The organism is Acidimicrobiia bacterium, from assembly GCA_030584185.1.
Taxonomy (GTDB): Bacteria; Actinomycetota; Acidimicrobiia; order Spongiisociales; family UBA11373.
The window spans coordinates 822,339-843,469 of sequence record CP129495.1 but is presented as its reverse complement, the minus strand read 5'-3'; the positions used below and the strand labels follow the sequence as shown (position 1 = coordinate 843,469).

Genomic DNA, 21,131 nt, shown 5'->3' with positions numbered 1-21,131 from the left:
GCCATCGGTGGCGATTTCGGCCCGCGAGGGTCGTGTCGCCCGAACAGTGTTCTGTGCAATGCCGTGCCGGCAGAGCCTTCATCCGAGGAGAGCAAAGAGATGAGAGTCCGGCCCGCTCGTTCACTCGCCCTGGTGGTTCTGCTCATCGCCGCGGCCTGCGGCAACGACGATGGCGCGGCGACGACCACGACCGCCGCCACGACGACCCGGCCCCCGGTGGTCACCACGACCATGGCAGCGCCCACCACGACGTCGGCACCGATCGCCACGACCACCTCCACGACCGGGGCGACGACGACCACTGTGGACGACGGGGTACTGAGAGTCGAAGCACCCGCGGCCGCCATCGTGGTCGACGGCCGGGCTGACGACTGGGAGGGTGTCGCCGGGTTGGATCTGATGCTCGAGCCCATCGCCACCGAGGAGGTCGAGCCCAGGCCGATGAACGTTCGGGTGGCTCACGACGACGAGTTCGTATACGTCCTGTTCACCATCGACGACGACTACGACTACGACCCCGATGATCGGCACCAGTCGGCAGCGATGGCCGTGATGTGGGCAGTCGAGGTGGCCGCCGGTCCTCACATGGGCACCGATTCGCTTGGGGAGGAGCCGACCTACACCAGCCTCGGCCTGGTGGACGTCTGGCACTGGGAGCTCGACTGTGGTCCCGAGGTCGACCAAGGAGGTGACTCCTCCGGAGGCTACGAGGCCGGGTTCGGTGGCAATTATGCCAAGTGCATCCTGGATGACGAGTGGGCTTCCGATCCCAAGACCCGCGACGATGACGGCGGGGCCGGCGCTGACAACCACCTTCTGGGCGTCTTCACCCACACCGATCCGACCGACGATGCGCCGGGGACCTGGGTGTGGGAGCTGCGACGCCCCCTCGCCAGCGACGACGGCCAGGATGCGCAGTTCACCATCGGAGGCGTTTCGCTGATGGCGTTGGCCTACTGGGATCCGGATGTGGATCCTGACGGATGGGATGACCCGCATCACGTGCAATCGGCGGGCCAGGGCTGGATCGAGGTGACCCTGCTCGCCGACTGAGCGGAGGCCGCAGGACTCGGTCGGGTGCGGGGAGCGAGCCGTCGCCAAAGAGTCACAACGCCCAATGAGGCCGCTGCTGTGCCCCGATGGTCGATTCCACGATCAGAGGGGAGGCGTGAGTGACGAAGGGGCAACCCGTCGGTAAGGCACACTCAGTCCGACTACTCGATGCGGGGCAGGCCGAGGCCCAAGCAGAGGTCGTCCCGCGCGGTGTTGAGTCCAACGTACGCGGCATCGATTCGGTCGCCGATCGGCATCTGACCGTCCCATGTCCCGGGCATCCGTGAGCACTCCTCGAAGACGCCGCTCCGGACGGTCAGGGCTACGACAAGCGCGTCCGCGCTCGCCGCAAGCTCCGGCGGCCAGGCGTAGCCCGCGACGTCGCTTGCCCAACTCGCATCGACGATCGCCTGGTCGGCGCACCAGTCGGGCTGATCCTCCCACAGGACCATGTTCCCGTCGCCGTGCGTGTTGCGGGCGATGTCGGAACTGGTTTCCCACTCGATCTCCATCACCAGGAATGCCTCCCGGGCAGGCGCCATCGGGTCGATCGTGGTTGTTGGCGCGGCAGTGGTGGAGGTCGAATTGGAGCTGCCCGTCGTCGCTGAGACGACCGTTGGCGCCGGCTGCGTCTCGGCAGGGTCCGCAGTGGTCGGGAGCGAGGATGCCGAGGCAGTGGTCAACACCGACGATGTCGCCGGCGCGGTATTGGCCGAGGCGCAGGCGCCCATGAGCAGGGCGAACACGACAACGCACCGGGTGCGACGATCCATCACGCGGTTCCTCCTGGTGGACACTTGACCGGGCAAGGGCCGACTCGCGCGTTCTCGAATCTGCAACCCCGGACGGTGGTCCGGCAGCCAGTAGCCCGCAGCAGAAACCGCAACAGGGTCGGTGTGCTGCCTCATGTGTCACTCCCGCACCCCGGGGTAGAGCTCCCAGGTACACCGCTTCTGAAGCGTGTACTCGCCTGCTTCGCCCAGCGTGCGTGAATGTCACTCGAGGAGAGTTCGGCTCCCTGTCTATGCGTCTTAGACGCCGAGGTCTTAGACGCCGAGAGCGGACAACAACCCTGGCAGTTGTTTGAATACGAATTCTTTGATCTCACTCGCCTCGGCGGCTTCGATGCGAGACGAAGGGGGGATCGAAGCGACGTCGACGCTGACCCGCACCCACACCTCACCCGGGTGAACGTTGATCTGGACTCCGGCGAAGTCGTGCACGACCGCGACTTCGATGCCGCCGATGGATTCCAGCGTGTAGCCGGGTGTGAGACGGCTGAGGAACAGGGCTGGGTCGTCATCCTCGATCCATTCCACGCGGAGTACTCGGTCGGGCCCGTACTCGAACGCCAGCTCGTAGGTTGAGAAGATGGGGTTCGGTGGCGGGGTGTACCAGGCCGGAGGGCCAAGGTCGGCAGCAAGAAACTCGGCCGCCGCGCTGCCCCGAGGCGGCAGTTGGGAAGGGTCAGGGCGATCAATACTTTGTGGCCGTAGATCTTCGGCGTCGAGGCCGAAGTCGCTGAGGGGGATCTCATCGGAACTTGGGACTACAACCACCGGATCGAGTGCAACCGAATCTGCTGCGCCTGGAGCGTCGAGCTCTTCCCTCGGAGGAGATGAGAATGCTCGCGGCGAGTCGCTTTCGCCGGTACCACCGATTCGGGCCCATCCGAGTGGCAGAGCGAAAAGCAGGGTGGTGGCCGCCGTCGCGATTCCGACTATCCAAACCTTGCGGGGTCTCGCCGCCACTTCGAACCTCCCGTGGGTCAACTTGGTCCGCTGGTGTCAAATGTTGCCCAGTTGCTGCCAGCAAGGTTGAGCACGTACCACTGCCCGGTTGAAGTCCTGTGACCGAACCAGATGTTGCCGCCCGTGGTGGTCTTCCAGGATTCGAAACCGAGGTAGCTCGAGTAGTAGGTGATCCGGCTCGCGTACTTCAGCCACGTCTGGTGGCCGACCAACCCGTCGACACCGAGGCCGTATAAGGACTGGAACGACCGAACGTCCTGATGCGTCAGTGCCCCGTACTGCCCATCAATCCCGCTCTGCCGGAAGCCCTGCGCCCAGTTGATCCTCTGCACCCCGGTAGTGAAGTTGCTGTTGTACAGACATTGGATCGTCCCTGAAGTGTTGTAGCCGATCCACCAGTTGTTGTTCCACACTGCGGGTGACGATCCGATGGCCGACGTGTTGTGAGCGCACTGTGTGTGAGCATCCGCTGGAACCGGGAGAAGTGTCAGTGACAGGATCACCACGGCAGCAACCCAGACCCGTACCTTTGATACGGCTGCCATAAACTCACAATATCCCCCCCCGGCCAACCTGTCAATCCCCTTTCCGCACCCCCCAGCCGATCCGTGACCGGGTGCTGGTGTTGCGTCGGCAACCCAGGTGGGTGCGGCCCATATCGGCTTCGAGGTCGGGTTGGCGGCCTCGACGGTGCAGGCGATCCTCAACGCTGAGGGGCTGGGACGCCAGGATCGAGGCGACCGAGCTGACGGTTCGAGGCCTGCTCCGCGCCGCTATCAGCCTGACACACCGGATTAGCTGATCCACCTGGATGTCAAGAAACTCGCCGGGATCCACCCGGAGGCGGTTGGCGGACCCGAGGACGCGGCTACGCCGGCGAGGGCGCCAAGATCCGTCAGGTCGGCTACAGGTTCCTGCATTCGGCGATCGACGACCGCAGCCGCATCGTCTACTCCGAGATCCACGACGATGAGCCGGCTGTCACCGCAGCCGGGTTCTGGGCACGCTCCGCCGCTTGGTATCAGTCCATCGGAATCACCTCGCAGCGGGTGATCACCGACAACGGCTCGTGCTACCGCTCCGGCCTGTGGCACCGGGCGTGTGTCGCCACCGGCACCACCTCGAAAAGGACCCGGCCCTATCGGCCCCAGACCAACGGCAAGATCGAACGCTTCCACCGCATCTTGCTGGAAGAATGGGCCTACACCCGGCCCTGGACCTCAGAGACCCAACGCGCCGCGGCCGACCAGGGATTCATCCGCTCCTACAATCATCACCGGTCCCACGGATCACTCGGATGGGCCACCCCCACCAGCATCCTCAGGGACAACCTCCCCGCGATGCACACCTAGGTCAGCGGAGGCCCACCTGGAGCAGCACCTCGGGGTGCGCCGGGGCGAGCACCGAGCGCAGTGACTCAACCGCATCCGGGTCGACCCGATAGTGGACCCACTTGCCGCGCCGCTCCCTGACCAGCAACCCGGCGTCGGTGAGCACCTTCAGGTGGTGGCTGACTGTGGGTTGGGAGAGCCCGACCGTCTCCACCAGATCGCACGCGCACACCTCGCCGTGGCCGGCGACGAGGGAGAGCAGGCGTAGGCGGCTGGGGTCGGAGAGGGCGCGGAAGCTTGCCGCCAGGTCGTCGGCGTCGGCCGAAGAAAGAGGCTCTTCGAGGATGGGTGAGCAGCAGATCTCGGTCATCACAGAACATATTGACAGATGTCGATATGTGTGTCAACATATCGATCTCCGTCTATATGGGAGGAGGTCGAGATGATCGGTGATCCGAGAGCCCTTGGTGGCGACGGCTGCTGCGACAGCGACTGCTGTGGCGGTGGTGCTGGCTGCTGCTGAGCGAACAGGGGGCCCGGCGCACGACAAGAATGCGCCGGGCCCCGGCGCGTCCGGCTCTAGTGCCCCGGGGCGCCCGCTTCTGCGAGAATCCACGATATGGCGCAGTACCCGGCCGAGTACGAGTTCCACGTGGTGCTGCGCGACGGCGGCATGGCGCACATCCGCCCCGTCACCCCGGACGACGCCGAGTCGCTCCACGAGATGTTCCATCGGATGAGCACCGACACCGTGTACCAGCGGTTCTTCCACCTGAAGAACGACCTCACCCCCGAGGAGCTGCACCACCTCACCAATGTCGACTACGACGACCGCATGGCGTTCGCCGCCTTCGTCGGCTCGGACATGGTGGCCGTCGGACGGTACGACCGGTCGTCCGACGATCCGACGGCGGCCGAAGTGGCGTTCGCCGTGGAGGATGCCCACCAGGGGCGGGGCCTGGCCACCCACCTGCTCACGCACCTCACCAACTACGCGACCGACCACGGGATCAGCTCGTTTCGCGCCTATGTGCTCGGGGACAACTACGCCATGATGCGGGTGTTCCGCGGCTCCGGGTACACCATGCACCGCGACCTGGAGCAGGGCGTGTACACGGTCGAGTTCCCCACCGAGACCACCGAGGCGGTGGAGAGGCAGGCCGGCGCCCACGAGCAGGTGGGGGTGGCGGCGTCGCTGCTCCCGGTGTTCTTCCCCAAGTCGGTGGCGGTGATCGGCGCCAGCCGCGAGGAGCACTCGATCGGCCGGCGGCTGCTGGCCAACCTGCTGCGCGGGCCGTTCGCCGGGACCGTTTACCCGGTGAACCCGAGCGCCACCTCGGTGGGGGCGGTGCGGGCCTACCCGTCGGTGCTCGACGTCCCCGACCAGGTAGACCTGGCCATCGTCGTGGTCCCCGCCCGCTTCGTGCTCGAAGTCGCCCGCCAGTGTGCAGAGAAGGGGGTGCGGGGCCTGGTGGTCATCTCCGCAGGGTTCTCCGAGACCGGGCCCGAAGGCGCCGCCCGGGAGCGTGAGCTCCTCCACATCGTGCGTGAGGCAGGGATGCGCATGGTGGGCCCCAACTGCATGGGCCTGCTCAACACCGACCCCACCGTTCGGCTGGACGTCACCTTCGCCCCGGTGTTCCCGCCCCGGGGGAACGTGGGCATGTCCAGCCAGTCGGGCGCCCTCGGGATCGCCATCCTCGACCACGCCCGACGCCTCGACATCGGCATCTCGACCTTCGTCTCGGTGGGCAACAAGGCCGACGTCTCCGGCAACGACCTGCTCCTCTACTGGGAGGGTGACCCGGCCACCGACGTCATCCTGCTCTACCTGGAGTCGTTCGGGAACCCGCGCCGTTTCGCTCGCATCGCCCGCAGGATCGGGCGCAGCAAGCCGATCGTGGCGGTGAAGTCGGGGCGGACCGGGGCCGGGGCGCGGGCCGCAAGCAGCCACACCGGGGCCCTGGCCAGCATCGAGGGGGCGGTGTCGGCCCTCTTCCGCCAGACCGGCGTGATTCGCACCGACACCCTGGAGGAGTTGTTCGACGTCACCACCCTGTTGGCCAACCAGCCGCTACCCGCGGGGGACAGGGTGGCGATTCTCACCAACGCCGGCGGCCCCGCCATCCTCGGCAGCGATGCCCTCGAGTCGGAGGGTCTGGTGGTGCCCGAGTTCTCCGAGGCGTTGCAGGAGCGGCTCCGCCACGGGCTCGCCCCCGAGGCCTCGGTGCGCAACCCGGTTGACATGATCGCCTCCGCCTCGCCCGACAACTACCGCCACTGCCTCGGAGCCCTGCTCGACAGCGATGAGGTCGACGCCGTGATCGTGATCTTCATCCCCACCGCACCCGGTGGCCTGCAGGCGGTGCAGGCGGCGGTGGCCGAGGTGGTGGCAGAGTCGCCCGATGCCAAGACCGTGATCGGCGTATACATGGAGGCCGACGTGAACACGACGCCACCCAAGGCGCCGGGCGAGGTCCGGATCCCCTCCTACCCGTTCCCCGAGTCGGCGGCGCGAGCCCTGGCCCGGGTGGTGCGCTACGCCGACTGGCGTCGGCGGCCACTGGGCGAGGTGGTCCACTTCGACGACGCCGACCGGCCTGCGGCCCGCCGGGTTGTCGATGCCGCCCTCGCCCGCATGGGCGATGACGGCGGTTGGCTGGAGCCGGCCGAGGCCGAGGCCATTCTCGACGCCTATCGCATCCCCCGGGCACGGTCCCGGGTGGCGGCCACCGGGGACGAGGCGGTGGCGATCGCCGCCGAGATCGAGGGCCCGGTGGTGTTGAAGGTGGTGGCGCCCTCGGTGCTGCACAAGAGCGACGTGGGCGGGATCGCCCTCGGGGTGCAGGGCGACGACTCCGTCGCCGCCGCCTTCGACCGGGTGTTTTCGGTGGCTGCCGACGCCACGGGCGCGCTGGTGCAGGAGTTCGTCCCCGGCGGTCACGAGGTGATCATCGGCATGACCGAGGACCCGTCGTTCGGCCCGCTGATCGCCTTCGGCCTGGGGGGCGTGTTCGTCGAGTTGATCGGCGACGTCGCCTTCCGCATCCATCCCCTGACCGACACCGACGCCGCCGAGATGATCGGCGAGGTGAAGGCGTCGCGCCTGCTCGACGGCTATCGGGGCGGTGAGCCGGGCGATTTGCCTGCGCTGCGGGAGACCCTGCTGCGGATCTCCAACTTGGTGGAGGACCTCCCCGAGATCACCGAGATGGACCTCAACCCGGTGAAGGTGCTGGGCCCGGGGGAGGGCCTGCGGGTCGTCGACCTGCGAATGAGGATCCACGCCGTGGAGCATGGCAGGCTTCCGGGTCGTCGCGACATCCCGGCAACCGAGCGGGTGTTCTGAGAGCGGTGTTCGACACCGCTTGGTAGCCTCCCGGTTCGGCGCAATCAGAGAGGTGGTCGACATGGTGGACGGCTCGGGCGGGACGATCGCAAACCTGACCCTCGATGCACTCAAGTCCATAGCCATGGCCGGCCGTCAGGGGCCGGCCGCCGTGGCCGCCCAGGTGGAGGCTATCGCCGCCCAGCTGGGGGTCTCGCCTGCGGTGGTGATCCGCGGGGTGGCGGTGAGCATGGGAGCTGCATCCAAGGCGATCGCCGGGTGGGGTGGCACCGCCACGGCGGCGGTGCAGTCCGCCATGGAGGCAGGCACCCTGGTCAAGGTCTCGATCGAGGGCCTGACCGCAGGGTCGGCAGCGGCGGGTGGAGCAGCAGCGGGTGGAGCAGCAGCGGGTGGAGCAGCGGCGGGTGGAGCAGCGGCGGGTGGAGCAGCGGCGGGTGGAGCAGCGGCGGGTGGAGCAGCGGCGGGTGGAGCAGCGGCGGGTGGAGCAGCCGCGGGGGGATGGGTGACGACCGGCGTGACCTGGTTCGGCGGCCTCACCGTGGCGGCAAAGGTGGCGGTGGTCGCGGCCGTGGTCGGGGGGACCGTCCTCGTCGCTCAGGGCGCGGGGTGGCTCTCGTCCGACTCGCCCTCGGCGGTCCCCGGCTCGGGTCCCGGCACGACCGCCGAGTTTGGCCCCGGGGTGTCCTCGTTCCAGGAGGCGTATCAGGGAGTCGGGGTGTACTCCGACGGCGTGCTGCGGATCATCTCGGTGCGGGGCACCGAGGCAATCGCCGAGGGGATCCCGGGATGCGAGTTCCGTCACGGCGGGATCGACTGCACCACGCCGGCCGACGTGCGGACGCTGACGGCTGAGTTCGGCACTGCCGCCGATGCCTCCGCCGCCCTCTGTGAGCAGTTCGCCGGGCCGATCACCACCCCCGCCCTGGCCGACGGCTGGGTGATCTACCAGGGGGATCGGAGCGTCACCCTTGATGACTGGGGGAGCATCGACTGGGGGGTCTGCGAGGAGGCGCTCGGTTAGGACGGGAGTCACGCAGCCGTGGTGACGGTCGACGTGGGGGCCATCACGGTCCGGCCGATAGGTCAGTCGCCTCCGGCGGCGCAGGTCTCCATTTCCGGTCCCAGGTCGAGGTCCTTGAAGATCAGCGAGAGGCCGAGCCGACGGGCCACGGCGCACGCCTCGCTCGTGGCGGCCTCGTACTCGGCGGCGAACACCGCCTTGCCGGCCTCCAGGAACGGGTGGGCGGCGTCGCATTCGGCGAACTCGACACACTGTTCCACCAGCAGCCAGTCGAAGTGATCGACCAGCGGCTCAGCCTGGTCGAGATCGTTCTTCAGGCCGATCGACAGCTGGCGCTCGTGAGCCTGGTCGGCCAGCCACCGGTTGAACGCCAGCTGATCCGCAGCGACTAGCGGGAAGCCGGTGTCGTTGAGGTGCCCGTCGACGTTGTCGGGTTCGACGCCGTCGCAACCCCGCGCCCGGGCCAGATCGAGCCGGTCGAGGAGCACGGGGGAGAGGTCGTCGATCGCCCGGATGTCGAGCCATCGCTCGTCCGGCCAGCCTTCGAGGGGCTTGCCGATCGTGGCGTCGGGAAACCGTTCGGCGTCGGGTCGCCACTGCTCCACGGACCCGGCGCTGAAGTAGCAGACCACGATGCGCCCTTCCCGGTGGAGTCGCTCGATGGCGGCATCGTCGACCTCGAAGAGGTCCACGTCGTACATGGCGACATCCAGGGCGGTGTCGATGGTGCCGGTCAACTGCCACTGCCAGGTGGTTCCCGGCGCGGGCGTCCACGCCCCGGCGGGGGCGGTGGTCGCCGCCGTTGCGCCAGCGCCGTCGGAGCACGCCGCCAGCAGCAGGGCCATGCTCAGGCAGACGACCAGGCGTGGTTTCACTCTCATGATCATGGCATGACCGACTCGAAGCAGTCGTCTCGGGCGTGCAATCGGAGTGTCGTTGGCCCGCCTCCGACCGGACCTGGGACCGAGCCCGTCGAGTCAGGACGACTCGGCAGGCTGCCGCCGCCATTGTCGGGTGCCGAGCCGCCTGAAGCTCGTACACAAGGGTTTCGGCATCCTAGAACGGAACGGAGAGGCGCTCGGATCTGCCTCATCCACAGAAGTCATCAGCCTCCCCCTATCGAAATCGGCTCGGGCCTCCTCCTTGCTGCCGGTGGTGTGATTGCAGTTTCCAGGTTCGAGGGGTTATCGAGCGCCATGGGTTACTCGTTTCCGAAGAGCCGGACATGGCCGGCGGCGGCCGATCGAAGACAATTCCTCGCCTCGCCTTATCAGCGCTATACGATTGATTCTCGGGAGGACGCGGTTGGCTCAGCGGTCGAGTCTCGGCTTGAGGTCTTCGAGGATGAGCGACGATCCGCGCCTCTACATGAGTGCGCAACGCAACTTGAGTGTGCAACGCAACTTGAGTGTGCAACGGGAATTCGTCACCGCGAAGAGAGTGCAGGGGACCGAGTGGCGATACATCGCGATCACCGCTTCAGGGCCTCAACAGGCTCGATGCGGCTGGCTCGGATAGCGGGGGCCAAACCTGCCAGAAGGCCCGCGCCGGCGCCGATGGCGACAGCAACGAAAGGCACAGCGGGGTCAAGGACGGGAGTCCATTCGGATCGGGAGGCGACAGCAACGACGGCGATGATCCCGACACTCGCGCCGAAGGCTCCGCCGAGGGCACCCACAATCGTGGCTTCGGTGAGCACCAAAGACGCGATGTCAAGGGGGGTCGCACCGACGGCACGCCGCAGCCCGATCTCGGAGGTACGTTCGAGCACGGCAACGAGGGTGCCAGTGGCAATGCTTAGGGAGCCAATGAGGAGCACGATCCCTGCGGCGACGAGGAAGGCAAATCGAGTATCGGACTCAACGGCCATGCGCAGGGTTCGGGGATCCGGGGGTGCAGCGGCGACCAGTAGGTGGGGGGCGTCGGGCCGCAGGGCGGGGCCGGCTTGACGGGCGATCGTCTGCGCCGCTCCTGGCTCGGTTTGGATGATTACGATCCGGCGCCCGGCCTCGCCTTCGGCCTGGCTCTCGGGCACCATGATCCACCCCTGGCTCCGTGGTTCGGTCGGAGCGCTGCGCAGCACCCCGACGACTGTAAGGGGCCGGCCTTCCACGTAAACCACCGGATGGGTCCAGAGTGGCGGAAGCGAGAGCTGGGTGGCGACCCCGGAGCCAACGATCGCAACGTCAGTCCCCGGCTGATGGTGGAATAGGTCGAATGTACGACCCTCGGCGAGGTCGAATCGGAGAGCCGCCTCGGTACCAGGAGAGATGCTCACAAGCCCGGCGAACCCGGCGGCACCAACTCCGCCAAGCGCTGTCATGGTCACCCGGACATTGAATTCGTTCTCGGAGACAGAGCCGACGGCGACAACGCCGTTGAGGTCGCTAAGCCGCTCAGCAAAGTCATGGGGGAGCTGGGAGGCGTCGAGTCCAGGAGAGAGCGCGAGCCGGACCTCGGTCGCTCGCAAAGCGTCGAACCGCGCCGAGACCTGCCGCCCAGCAGTCTCGGCAAGGCCGAGCGTGGTGACCACCGCGGTGACTCCGAGGAAGGTACCGGCCATGGTGAGCAGGGTCCGAAGAGGCCGCGCCCGGATCGATGCGAACGCCTCAGTGACGACGTCGGTGAGCCGCACCTCAGCGACCCACCAAGCGGTCGGGGGTGACCATGCCGTCGCGGACCAGGATCACCCGGTCACTCCCTTCAGCCACTGCCCGGTTGTGGGTGACGATCACCACCGTCAACCCGGTGCTATTGAGCTGATGGAAGAGGGCCATCAGCGCATCGGTAGCCCGTGAATCAAGGTTGCCGGTGGGTTCGTCGCACAGCAGTGCCAAGGGTCGCCCGGCGATAGCCCGGGCAATCGCTACCCGCTGCTGTTCACCTCCCGACAGCGTTGAGGGCAGCGCCCCGAGGCGGTGCTCGAGACCCACCGCCACCAATGCGGCCTCAGCGCGCGCCATCCTCTCCCTTCGTTGGACGCCGCGATGGACCAATCCCAGTTCGACGTTCTCCAAGGCGCTGCGATGAGAGATGAGGTGAAACGCCTGGAAGACGAACCCGAGAGCCGACGCTCGAAGTCTCGTTCTAGCCCGCTCATCGAGTCGAGATGTGTCTTCATCGTTGAGCCAATACACCCCTGCCGTAGGGCGATCCAACAGTCCGATCACGTTCAATAACGTTGACTTTCCCGACCCGCTCGGACCCATTACCGTCGCAAATTCCCCGGGCAGGACCTCCAGGTGGCAATCCTTGAGCGCCTCCACCGGCCTAGTTGCCTCGTAGGTCCGCGCGACGCCCACGAGCCGGATGTAGGCCCCGGTGCTCACCGCCATCCCACGACGACCGGCAGCCCCGGCTCGATCCGCTCATCGGGATCGACTAACTCCACGAATCCGCCGATCACCCGCCCTGGTGTTACCGGGATACTGACCTCGACGCCTTCGATCACCAAGATGATGTTCGACACGCCGGACGCATCGGTGAATACTGAGGCCACCGGCGCCGCCAGCACCTCATCCTCGGTCTCCGCCGTCGTCAATACTGCCCGGGCGAGCATCCCCACGTGTCTCGCCTCGAGCCCGCGCACCGCGAGGATGACCTCACGCGAAATCCCCTCGCCCAGGTCCGCTTGCTGCTCACCCACCGACACCACTTCACCGACTGTCTCCAGTCCGGCGGCGTCCACTAACACCCGAGCCAACGAGCCTGGTACCACCGAATTCGACGGCGCCCCCCTCACCGTTACCGATACCAGCGGCTCACCTCGCACCAGCCTCACCAAGATGCTACTGGGGTCCACGCGTTGTCCTCTGCCCGTCTCGATGGCCGCGGCAATCGCCGGCAACCCCTCGACGATCACTATCTCGTCGATCAACATCCGGAGCTTCGGCGCCTTCGAAGACGGCATCCCATCCCCGCCGGCCCCCGGGGGCGGCGATGGATCGAATCCAAGATGCTCATACAACGCGGCGACTGCAATCTCTGTGTCACGCCCGAAGACGCCGTCCGCCTCCGCATCCAGATAGCCGAGACGTATCAGCGCCTCTTGGATCAGGGACACATCGGGGCCCTCCATGCCGCGCTCAAGGTCCCGGTACAACGGGAATTCTCCACCCAGCACGATCACCGGCCTTCCCGACACCACCGCCACCACCGAACCCTCTGCGATCTCGTCCCCCTCCGCAGGGACCCAGAGCACCACCGCCGACAATGCTCCGTCGGGTAGCGGCGCCGTCACCGCAGTCGGGTTCGGCGACACGACCTCGCCCGAAGCAACGACGGTGTCCGAAAGCCGCCGCAACACCACCTCAGCGACGATTACTGAAGGCTCGCCCGGCAACGCATCAGCCGCCGCCTGTGCCGGGCTCTTCACTCGCGAACCAGCCCACCAGGCTCCGCCCGCCAGCAGCCCAGACACCAGAAGCCACAACAGCCAGACCGAGGTTCCCCTACGCATGGCACCGCCGCCTTTCGCCCATGCTGGGAGACTCCCAACCGGCCAGCCAAGGGGCTGCAGTCCTACTGCCCGAGCCGAGCGTATTCTGGGAACTCATCGACGATCCTTTGCACGATCTCCGTCTCCAGGCGGACCTGCACTGGCCAGATCGTCACCCGCGCACATTCGAGATCCGCCACTGCCGCCGCGACCTCGAGCGCGAGGAATTCATCAACGCTCGGAGAGTCCGCCATCGCCGCCGACAGTTGGACGACCATTAGGCCCTCTGCTGAGTAGTCGAAGCCCCGTTCCAACATGCAGGCCACCCACGCACGCCTCTGAGCCACTAGCTCGGGATTAGATTCAATTGCGGCGATTTCCTGGCTGACAATCCTCAGGACACCGGAATCTCGTATCGGAGCGCCTGTCGTTGCCTGCGCGCGCCCGCGACACGACTCGGGGTCCGGAGAATCTGTCTCGGACACCCCGCCGTCAAGATCATGAAGATACGCGACCCTCTCCTCAGCGCTGAGTCCATCCCACACCGCACTGTTGGCATTCAGAGTGTCTTGAAGCTGCGTACCAGGGCCGGGCGCGATGGCGAGGCCAAAACCGTATTGCCTACGCCACTCCAGCCGGGCGCCGACCGTCCTCGGTTCGTTTTGGACGTCAGCGGTAGGGTCGATCGGGTAATAGAGCCATCCCAGATCGCCCATGCAGGTGGCCACCAGCCGCTCTTCCTCGGCAAGTCGATGATCAGCGGTGGCGAAACCTCCGCCGAGGAAGTCGAGAAGTGGACTGATGCTCTCCGCGTCGCCGAGCGCGTCCACCCCCGCGTAAGCAGACGTTATCCCGAAGCCCTCCGAAACGCCATCCGCCTGTCCCGGGGGATGCGCGCCTTCGCCGCATGCGGCCGTGAACGTCCATAGCGCCAACGCCATGGCAACCACTCGTGGAGCGCGGGACATCATAGTGTACCTGATTCCAATGTCTGCACGCTCCCTAATGCTAGGAGCTGGCGAGTGCTACGGGTCGAGGTTGGGTGAGCCAATCAAACAGCAGCACTTTGAGGCAACGACGGCCACTGTCTCCCATCGACTCAGCCGCTACGCAATCATCCCCAAGCCGTGGCGTCCGGCGCGTGCCAAATATCTCGCAAAAGGAACGCCTTGAGGGTGTTTGCGCTGGGCCTGTGGAGTGTCCCCGACCAGTTGCTGTTGCCCGACTTGTACGTCAGGCCGAGAGTGTCGCCAGTGTATGCACCATTGCCGCGAGCCGTCCATAGCATCGAGAAGGAACTTGCGGTAATGATCCGCGCCCACCCCGACGCACATAGGACGCCCCTGTATCTGAGTTCCAGAACCCCGATGAGGGTGTCAACCGACCTGATCGTTGACGCGCCGCCGCACTCCCAGTAAGCGTTCGGGTTGATACAGTCTGGGAGGTCGGCCCCCCCCGGGTATGGGCAGTTCGAAGCCGCCGCCGGGGGAGCAGCAGCGACAAACGCGATCGATGCGATGCCTACTAGCGCTGCAACGGCCAAGACTCGGGCCGTGGCTGATCTCGAGCGAGTCCACGGCCGAGTCAGGATTCCAACGGGCCTGAACATCTTGCGTACCCTTTCTCCCTTGTGGCCTCTCCCTTTCGTGGCAATGCCCCGCGTATTGCCTAATGCAACCAGTATGAGGTGTGGCGTCGGTTGATGCCATTGAAAGATATCGCGGCAACCGCGGTTGCAGTCGATCGAAGCCGTCGCGATTGACCTCTCCAGCGAAGCCGAGTCAGCACGCATTCGCCAAGGTGCCTGCCCCCAATCCGGATCCAACCGCCGATCGTCTCCGCCTCGACGGCGCGCTCGACCTAGCGCGCGTCGCTAGAGCAGAGCGATTACACTTAGGGCACCGGATCGCGGGCGAGCCTTCTCCATCGCGTGAGGCTCTGGTGTGTGCATAGGAGGGGCTGGGGAACGGACGATCCAGGCGCACGCAGAAGTTGCTAGGTCACCGCGAATTCGCCAGACCAGTTTTGCTTTGAGGAAACGCTCTAACGCGCACCTCCGGACGGTTGTTACTGGGAAGATGGCCAGCCGGATGCTTGAAGTCCCCGGCCGTGCATCTTGGCTTCGCTTGGTCTGTCAACACCGCCTGAAAGCTGACCCTCTGGCACCGGGTGATAATTGACCCGAGGTGCAGTGCCAAGCCCGAGGGTCTTGACGAGGTGGCCCGCAGCCAACCGGCGCGGCCGAGTGCCATCCTCGCCACCCTTACCGTGTCGTCGCCGATCTACCGATCGGGACCTCGGGTCGAAACGGGCCCGCAGATGTCTTCGCAGTCGGTGACCAGGGCCACCAGCATCTTCTGTCCGAGCAAGGGGTCTGCCTGGAACGCCGGAGACGAGGCGAGTGTGTCTCGGGCCATCCCGACCTCCCTCAGCACCTCGACGAGGTCGAGGGCGAGCGGCAGGAAGGCATCCGGGCCAATCAGGTTCTCGAGGCCTCCGGAATGGAAGACCCGAACGAGGAAGAGCTCGGAGCCGATCTCGAGGGCGACCCACTCATCGGGGTCGTCACCCGAGTTGTGACCGTAGGCGACACCTTCGCCCAGCCAGACCCGGCCGGCCGGTGTATCCGGCGGGAGGTCCTCCTCGACCATCGAGTAGGCCGCCAGTTCGCGTCTGGCGATGAGCTCCAGGGAACCGTCGATGCTCGGGTAGACATCGACGTCCACCCAGGTCTGAAACCCGGGAGCCGTGCCCCGGTAGCCGAACCCCCAGCCAGGCCAGAAGATCGCGCCACCGATGGCGCCACGCTCAGACAGCGCCGACTCGATCAGAGCGAGTGCGGCGCGAATCTCATTGGGCGCGGGTGCCTGGTCCGCCGGTGTGCGGGTCCTCCTGAGGGCCTCGGCGGCAGGGTCGGTGGCCCCGAAGGCTTGGGCGGCTTCGGCCGGCGTCAGCGTCAGCTCCTCCAGGCCGACGGCCGTGGCCGGGGCAGAGTCGGGCGCCAGGTTGGGGGAGAGGCCCTCGGAGACCGACGCCAGGTCCCGGGCATTGGAACTCAGGTGTAGTTCCTTGGTCTGCGGAGGCGGATCGTCGCCGGCGGCACTCACCGCGCCGATCGCGACGACAGGGGCAATGAGCAGCATGGCCATAGCCGCGGCAATCGGCCCTGAGACTTGCCGACCCTTCCTCACAGGTTGTTCGCCTTGACCTCTAATCATCGGCCCGAATCCCTCCTAGATCGGCAGGCAGTCGTCGCCAGGCCAACTCCCGGGAGGCGTGGCGTCTGCGCGCACGTAGTACCAGGAAGTGTCAACTTGGAGGCAGTAACTACCGTTGGGGACCCCATTGACTGCTCCAGCACACGGCCGGATTGCGAGAAATGGGTCTGTTGGATGTTCGTTCTTGAGGTACTGGACACCAGGTGTGCCCTGGGAGCCACAGGTCCCGACCAGGGTCCAGGCCCTGACGGTTCCCCATTCGTCCATTCGAACCCAGCTGTTGTTGCCGACGATGCCATCGGATGTGATTCCGCGAGCTGTCTGCCAGGACTTGACTTTCGACTCAGTCGCCGGCCCGAAGTACCCGTCGACTGTCAATGAGTAGCCCTCGCCGTCGATGGAGGCTTGAACCCAAGCAGTGAGCCCGCCGGCGGTGTATCCCGGCGAGTAGCGGCGAGTCCAGCAGGTCCCGTACAGGCTGTGGGGATCGGAGTCGAGATACGGGTTCCGATAGATGTCGACATCGGCGTCGCAGCCCGATGGATATGCGTAACCATGGGAATAGGCAAGAGCGATGGACGGTGCTACGACCGATCCAACGACAAAGAGCGACCACGCGAGGCCGAGGGAAACGACCAGTCTGCTTTGAAGGATGCGGCCGACGAACCCTCCCACGGATCCTCCCTTACTCCGTCAGCGTACACCCTGTGCCACTTCCTGTCAATGGCCGAGACCATGTCAGCGCTGCTACGGGCTTGGGTATTGAGTGCATCATCCAACTAGACAGCTCCGTGATCGCCCCGGAGTGGGCTGCCCGCGACAAGGTGGTGCCGCTGACCGAATCGTGGTGCAACTCTCGCTGTCAATCATGGGCGAGTAGAGCAGGGTATCTCGGGTGCCCCCGGTACACGTACCCCGGCGCTGTCACCAAGCGAATCAGGAGGAGGCGGGTCTGGTTCGGGTGGCTTCGCCCAAGCTTCCCGCGTGTGCACCTGAGTGTGCCCTCGCCCCCCTCACACCGAGGCCCGGCCGGCCTCCCCGCCGATGGTCGCCTGGGCCGCCGCCAGCCGGGCGATCGGCACCCGGGGCGGGCTGCACGACACGTAGTCGAGCCCTGCCCGCTCGCAGAAGGCGATGGTCGCCGGGTCGCCGCCGTGCTCGCCGCAGATTCCCAGCTCCAGGCCGGGCCGCGCCGCCCGACCCTCGGCGGCAGCGATCTCGATGAGCCTGCCCACCCCGGCGATGTCGAGGGTGGCGAACGGGTCGGAGGCGAGCATGCCCTCGTCCAGGTATCGCCGCAGGAAGGCCTCCTGGGCGTCGTCGCGGCTGATACCGAAAGTCATCTGTGTGAGGTCGTTCGTCCCGAACGAGAAGAAGGCGGCATGGGTGGCCAGCTCGCCGGCGCACAGGGCGGCGCGGGGGATCTCGATCATGGTCCCCACCGGCACCTCGCGCTCCAGGCCGACCGCAGCCACCTCCTCCTGGATCATCCCCTCCATCAGCGAGAGCTCGGCCCCGGTAGCCACCAGCGGGATCATGATCTCCAGCCGTGGGTCGCCCCCGGCATCCAGCCGCAGTCGAACCGCCTCCAGGGCGGCGCGCACCTGAGCCCGATACAGCTCGGGGCGGACCACGCCGAGGCGTACCCCGCGCAGACCCATCATCGGGTTGGCCTCCTCGAGGCGCTTCACCGCCTCCACCATGCGGTCGACCTCCACGGTGTCGCCCCCGGCGGCGGTCAGTGCGGCGCGCTCCTCATAGAGGTCGAGGCGCGAGGGGAGGAACTCGTGAAGCGGCGGGTCGAGGAGGCGCACCACCACCGGCTTGCCGTCCATGGCCTCGAGCAGCGTCTCGAAATCGCCGACCTGCAGGCGCTGCAACTCGGCCAGGGCCGCCTCGGGCTCGTCCTGCAGGATCACCCGGCGCACCACGGGGAGGCGGTCGCCCATGAACATGTGCTCGGTGCGGGCCAGGCCGATCCCCTCCGCACCCCAGCGGGCCGCCTCCCTAGCGCCTGGACCGTCGTCGGCGTTGGCCCGGACCCCGAGCCGGCGGATCTCGTCGGCCCAGGAGAGCAGCACCTCGAGCTCGGGTCCCGGTTCCGGTGAGGTCACCGGGAGGCCGCCCAGGTACACCCGTCCGGTCCCGCCGTCGAGGGTGATCATGTCGCCCTCGGACACCACGACCCCGTCGACGGTGAACCGTCGGGCCGCCTGGTCCACCGCGATCATCCCGGCGCCGGTCACGGCCGGGATCCCCATTCCCCGGGCCACCACCGCGGCGTGGCTGGTGCGGCCGCCGTGGCTGGTGAGGATCCCCTGAGCCGCTGCCATCCCGTGGATGTCGTCCGGGGTGGTCTCCCACCGCACCAGGATCACCGGCGTCCCGGTGGCCGCCACCTCGACGGCGCGGTCGGCGTCGAACACCGCCTCGCCCCGGGCAGCGCCCGGCGAGGCGTTGAGCCCGGTGGCTATCGGGTCCGCCTCCACCGGCTCCACCAGCCGGGGATGCAGAAGCTGCTCCAGCGTCGAGGGATCCACCCGGAGCAGGGCGGTGCGGCGGTCGATCAGCCCCTCGGACTCCATCTCCACCGACATCCGCACGGCGGCGGCGGCGGTGCGCTTCCCGACACGGGTCTGCAGGATCCACAAGACCTCGCGCTCGATTGTGAACTCGATGTCGCACATGTCCTTGTAGTGACCCTCCAGCGTCCCCATCACCTCGACCAGCTGGGCGTGGTGCTGCGGGTGGCGCCCGGCGAGGGCGTCGAGGTCGAGGGTGTTGCGGATCCCCGCCACCACGTCCTCCCCCTGGGCGTCGGGGAGGTAGTCGCCGTAGGGGCGGTTCTCTCCGGTCGCCGGGTTGCGGGTGAAGCACACCCCCGTCCCGGAATCCTCGCCCAGATCGCCGAACACCATCATCTGCACGTTGGCGGCGGTCCCCAGACTCTCGGAGATCCCATGGATGCGGCGGTACTCGCGGGCGCGCCTGTTGTTCCACGAGCCGAACACCGCCTCCACTGCGGCGTGCAGCTGGTGGAGAGGGTCGGCGGGGATCTCCTCGCCGACCTCCGCCACGATCCGGCGGAACCTCGACTCGGCCTCCTCGAGGTCCTCCGGGGTGAGAGAGGCGTCGTCGGGCACCCCCCGGCGCTCACGCAGGTCGGTGAGCACCTCCTGGAACCTCATCTCGTCGATCCCGAGCACGACCTTGGCGTAGGTCTGCACGAACCGCCGGGCGGCGTCCCAGGCGAAGTGCGGGTTCCCGGACCAGGCGATCAGGGCGTCGACCGTCCCGGCGGTGCAACCCAGGTTGAGGACGGTGTCCATCATCCCTGGCATCGAGAACCGGGCGCCCGACCGCACCGAGAGCAGCAGCGGCGCTCTGCCGCCGTCGCCCCCCAGCCGCCTTCCGGTCCGTTCCTCGAGGCGGCGCACCGCGTCCACCGCCTCCGTCCACATGGTCTCGGGAAGCCCGCCCTCCTCGAGGGTGAGCAGGCAGGCTTCGGTGGTGAGGGTGAACCCGGGGGGTACCGGAAGCCCGAGCCGGGTCATGGTGGCCAGCCCGGCCCCCTTCCCGCCGAGCAGGTCGGGATCGGGCTCGCCGGGGTGGTCGAAGTCGTAGGCGTACCGCGCCATCACCGTCATTCTGCCCACCAAACTCCTGACGTCGCCAGGGTCGAACGTCGATCGGACCAGGCCGACGGTCCCGTCCGGGCGTTCACTCCGACCCGGTCGGGTCCGCTCCGCTGGCGCTCAAGGGCAGGGACACCATCACCACGGTTCCCTTCCCCGGGGCGCTGTCAAGCTTGTACTCGCCGCCCACGACGTTCACCCGTCTCACCAGGTTGGGGAGGCCGAGACCGCCGTACTGAACGCTCGGATCGAAGCCGACGCCGTCGTCGACGACGCTTATCAGCAGCCGGGAGCCGTCGCAGGCCACACGCACGTCGATGCTCGACGCTCGGGCGTGCCGCAGGGCGTTGCTCACCGTCTCCTTCACCACTGCGAGCACGTGGTCGCTGAGGGGCGGCTCCGGCACCTGGGGCGGGCAGTCGACCTCGACGCCGACCGCGATCCCGTACGGAGCAGAGATGTCGGTGACCAGGCGGCGCAGCTCGACATCCATCTCGGGTCGGGCCCACAGAGGAGGACGCAGGTCGAAGATGTACCGGCGCAGCGAGGCGATGGCGTCGTCGAGGCGGTCGACACCGGATGCCAGGCGCTGTTCCACCGACTCCGGTTCCGAGCGCACCTGGCCGGAGGCGCGCTGCAGGTCGAGGCCGAGGGCGAAGAGGTCCTGGATGATCGAGTCGTGGAGGTCGCGAGCGATCCGCTCCCGATCCTCCTGCAGTGCGGCGCGCCTCAACCGCTGCTGCAGGCGAATGGTGGACACGGCGGCGCCCGCGGTGACCGCCAGGAACTCGACCAGGGTCTGGTCGGCGTCGGTGAACCCGCCCTCCTTCTCCGTCAGGTAGAGGTTGCCGAACACCCGGTCGCCGACCCGCACCGGAACGCCGAGGAAGGAGTGCATCGCCGGGTGGTGCTCCGGGAATCCGACCGAGTCGGGGTGATCGGCGACATCCTCGAGCCGGACGGTCTCGGCCCGCCGGGTGATGGTGCCGAGCACGCCGTCGCCCCTCGGGAAATGGGAGATGCGGGCGGCATCCTCGGGGCTCATGCCGACATGGACGAAGTCGACCAGCGTTCCGTGCTCCCCGAGAACGCCCAGCGCCCCGTAACGGGCGCCGGTGAGCTCGACGGCGGTCGTGACCGTCGAGTGCAACAGCGACGAGAGATCGATCTGTCCGGCGACGTTGGCCGCCGCCACCACCAGGTCCCGAATTCGCTCCGACGAGAAGTCGACCATCGACCGGGAGTCTACGGGTCGCGCCTGGCGGCATCCCTACCGTCCACGGTGTGACCATGGTCCCTTCGAACAGTGTCCCCGATGGGCCGGTGCCTGGGTGC

Annotated in this window: 17 protein-coding genes; 4 read left to right on the top strand and 13 right to left on the bottom strand. The window is 67.2% G+C overall.

Features of this window, described 5'->3' with window-relative positions:
* Positions 1-99 precede the first annotated feature (99 nt).
* On the top strand, positions 100-1,053 hold the full coding sequence (locus QY307_04255; GenBank protein ID WKZ83461.1) for a hypothetical protein: 954 nt from the start codon (positions 100-102) through the stop codon (positions 1,051-1,053).
* A gap of 161 nt (positions 1,054-1,214) precedes the next feature.
* Here QY307_04255 and QY307_04250 read toward each other — a convergent pair whose 3' ends face one another.
* The 3 genes from QY307_04250 to QY307_04240 form a co-directional block, all read right to left on the bottom strand.
* The gene (locus QY307_04250) at positions 1,215-1,826 is read right to left on the bottom strand and encodes a hypothetical protein (GenBank protein WKZ83460.1); all 612 of its coding nucleotides are present in this window, start codon (positions 1,824-1,826) and stop codon (positions 1,215-1,217) included.
* Between the two features lie 273 nt (positions 1,827-2,099).
* Complete coding sequence (locus tag QY307_04245; GenBank protein ID WKZ83459.1) at positions 2,100-2,612, bottom strand: hypothetical protein; 513 nt, start codon at positions 2,610-2,612, stop codon at positions 2,100-2,102.
* Between the two features lie 209 nt (positions 2,613-2,821).
* Entirely contained in the window at positions 2,822-3,217 is a 396-nt protein-coding gene (locus QY307_04240) for a peptidoglycan-binding domain-containing protein (protein ID WKZ83458.1), read from the bottom strand.
* 546 nt (positions 3,218-3,763) lie between these two features.
* On the opposite strand from QY307_04240, the gene QY307_04235 reads away from it, so the two are divergent.
* Positions 3,764-4,156 carry an integrase core domain-containing protein gene (locus QY307_04235; protein WKZ83759.1) on the top strand — a complete coding sequence of 131 codons (393 nt, stop codon included), beginning with the start codon at positions 3,764-3,766 and terminating at the stop codon, positions 4,154-4,156.
* A 1-nt stretch (position 4,157) separates the two neighbouring features.
* Here QY307_04235 and QY307_04230 read toward each other — a convergent pair whose 3' ends face one another.
* Complete coding sequence (locus QY307_04230) at positions 4,158-4,505, bottom strand: metalloregulator ArsR/SmtB family transcription factor (protein ID WKZ83457.1); 348 nt, start codon at positions 4,503-4,505, stop codon at positions 4,158-4,160.
* A 249-nt stretch (positions 4,506-4,754) separates the two neighbouring features.
* On the opposite strand from QY307_04230, the gene QY307_04225 reads away from it, so the two are divergent.
* Together QY307_04225 and QY307_04220 are read left to right on the top strand one after the other, a co-directional pair.
* Complete coding sequence (locus tag QY307_04225; protein ID WKZ83456.1) at positions 4,755-7,484, top strand: GNAT family N-acetyltransferase; 2,730 nt, start codon at positions 4,755-4,757, stop codon at positions 7,482-7,484.
* Between the two features lie 61 nt (positions 7,485-7,545).
* Positions 7,546-8,505 carry a hypothetical protein gene (locus QY307_04220; GenBank protein WKZ83455.1) on the top strand — a complete coding sequence of 320 codons (960 nt, stop codon included), beginning with the start codon at positions 7,546-7,548 and terminating at the stop codon, positions 8,503-8,505.
* 62 nt (positions 8,506-8,567) lie between these two features.
* On the opposite strand, the gene QY307_04215 is transcribed toward QY307_04220, so the two are convergent.
* From QY307_04215 to QY307_04175, 9 genes are all read right to left on the bottom strand, one after another.
* Entirely contained in the window at positions 8,568-9,380 is an 813-nt protein-coding gene (locus QY307_04215; protein WKZ83454.1) for an endo alpha-1,4 polygalactosaminidase, read from the bottom strand.
* A 596-nt stretch (positions 9,381-9,976) separates the two neighbouring features.
* Positions 9,977-11,038, bottom strand: coding sequence for an ABC transporter permease (locus QY307_04210; GenBank protein ID WKZ83453.1), 1,062 nt, complete (start codon positions 11,036-11,038; stop codon positions 9,977-9,979).
* Between the two features lie 103 nt (positions 11,039-11,141).
* Positions 11,142-11,714 (bottom strand): ABC transporter ATP-binding protein, encoded by a 573-nt coding sequence (locus QY307_04205; protein WKZ83758.1) that lies wholly within the window; start codon positions 11,712-11,714, stop codon positions 11,142-11,144.
* Positions 11,715-11,830: 116 nt separating this feature from the next.
* Entirely contained in the window at positions 11,831-12,658 is an 828-nt protein-coding gene (locus tag QY307_04200) for a peptidoglycan-binding domain-containing protein (GenBank protein ID WKZ83452.1), read from the bottom strand.
* A gap of 368 nt (positions 12,659-13,026) precedes the next feature.
* The gene (locus tag QY307_04195; GenBank protein ID WKZ83451.1) at positions 13,027-13,884 is read right to left on the bottom strand and encodes a hypothetical protein; all 858 of its coding nucleotides are present in this window, start codon (positions 13,882-13,884) and stop codon (positions 13,027-13,029) included.
* A gap of 1,341 nt (positions 13,885-15,225) precedes the next feature.
* Positions 15,226-16,086, bottom strand: a complete 861-nt coding sequence (locus QY307_04190; GenBank protein WKZ83450.1) for a hypothetical protein — start codon at positions 16,084-16,086, stop codon at positions 15,226-15,228.
* Between the two features lie 90 nt (positions 16,087-16,176).
* Positions 16,177-16,836, bottom strand: a complete 660-nt coding sequence (locus QY307_04185; protein ID WKZ83449.1) for a peptidoglycan-binding domain-containing protein — start codon at positions 16,834-16,836, stop codon at positions 16,177-16,179.
* 338 nt (positions 16,837-17,174) lie between these two features.
* Positions 17,175-19,808, bottom strand: a complete 2,634-nt coding sequence (ppdK, locus tag QY307_04180; protein WKZ83757.1) for a pyruvate, phosphate dikinase — start codon at positions 19,806-19,808, stop codon at positions 17,175-17,177.
* A gap of 73 nt (positions 19,809-19,881) precedes the next feature.
* On the bottom strand, positions 19,882-21,030 hold the full coding sequence (locus QY307_04175) for a GAF domain-containing sensor histidine kinase (GenBank protein ID WKZ83448.1): 1,149 nt from the start codon (positions 21,028-21,030) through the stop codon (positions 19,882-19,884).
* Positions 21,031-21,131: the final 101 nt, after the last annotated feature.